Below are 1,395 nucleotides of genomic sequence, written 5' to 3'. Positions count from 1 at the left end.
ACACACCTGTTATAGGATCAAGCCTTACGGGCAATTAGTATCAGTTAGCTGAGCACATTACTGCGCTTACACACCTGACCTATCAACGTCCTGGTCTTGAACGACCCTTCAAGGGGCTCGAAGCCCCGGGGATATCTCATCTTAAGGCGAGTTTCCCGCTTAGATGCTTTCAGCGGTTATCTCTTCCGAACATAGCTACCCGGCGATGCCACTGGCGTGACAACCGGTACACCAGAGGTTCGTCCACTCCGGTCCTCTCGTACTAGGAGCAGCCCCCTTCAAATATCCAGCGCCCACGGCAGATAGGGACCAAACTGTCTCACGACGTTTTAAACCCAGCTCACGTACCTCTTTAAATGGCGAACAGCCATACCCTTGGGACCGGCTACAGCCCCAGGATGAGATGAGCCGACATCGAGGTGCCAAACACCGCCGTCGATATGAACTCTTGGGCGGTATCAGCCTGTTATCCCCAGAGTACCTTTTATCCGTTGAGCGATGGCCCTTCCATACAGAACCACCGGATCACTATGACCTGCTTTCGCACCTGCTCGACTTGTCGGTCTCGCAGTTAAGCACGCTTATGCCATTGCACTATCAGCACGATTTCCGACCGTACCTAGCGTACCTTCGTACTCCTCCGTTACACTTTGGGAGGAGACCGCCCCAGTCAAACTGCCTACCATGCACTGTCCCCGATCCGGATTACGGACCAAGGTTAGAACCTCAAACAGATCAGGGTGGTATTTCAAGGATGGCTCCACGCAGACTGGCGTCCACGCTTCACAGCCTCCCACCTATCCTACACAGACCGGTTCAAAGTCCAATGCAAAGCTACAGTAAAGGTTCATGGGGTCTTTCCGTCTAGCCGCGGGGAGATTGCATCATCACAAACACTTCAACTTCGCTGAGTCTCGGGAGGAGACAGTGTGGCCATCGTTACGCCATTCGTGCAGGTCGGAACTTACCCGACAAGGAATTTCGCTACCTTAGGACCGTTATAGTTACGGCCGCCGTTTACCGGGACTTCAATCAGGAGCTTGCACCCCATCATTTAATCTTCCGGCACCGGGCAGGCGTCACACCCTATACGTCCACTTTCGTGTTTGCAGAGTGCTGTGTTTTTATTAAACAGTCGCAGCCACCAGTTTATTGCAACCCCTTCACCCTTCTCGCGCAGGCGAGTCAAGCTACAGGGGCGTACCTTATCCCGAAGTTACGGTACCAATTTGCCGAGTTCCTTCTCCCGAGTTCTCTCAAGCGCCTTAGAATACTCATCTCGCCCACCTGTGTCGGTTTGCGGTACGGTCTTGTTGAACTGAAGCTTAGAGGCTTTTCCTGGAACCACTTCCGATTGCTTCGTCACCGAAGTGACTGGCCTCACACCCTTGAATT

General features: G+C 53.1%; 1 rRNA gene. It reads right to left on the bottom strand.

Annotated features, from left to right (window positions below):
* Positions 1-13: 13 nt before the first annotated feature.
* Positions 14-1,395: ribosomal RNA gene (locus J2W46_RS34280) — 23S ribosomal RNA — on the bottom strand; the annotation flags it as partial.

It is taken from the genome of Paraburkholderia strydomiana, from assembly GCF_031456815.1.
In the GTDB taxonomy this organism is placed as follows: Bacteria; Pseudomonadota; Gammaproteobacteria; order Burkholderiales; family Burkholderiaceae; genus Paraburkholderia; species Paraburkholderia caledonica.
The sequence above is the reverse complement of the archived record's forward strand: the minus strand, read 5'-3'. Positions and strand labels throughout refer to the sequence as shown.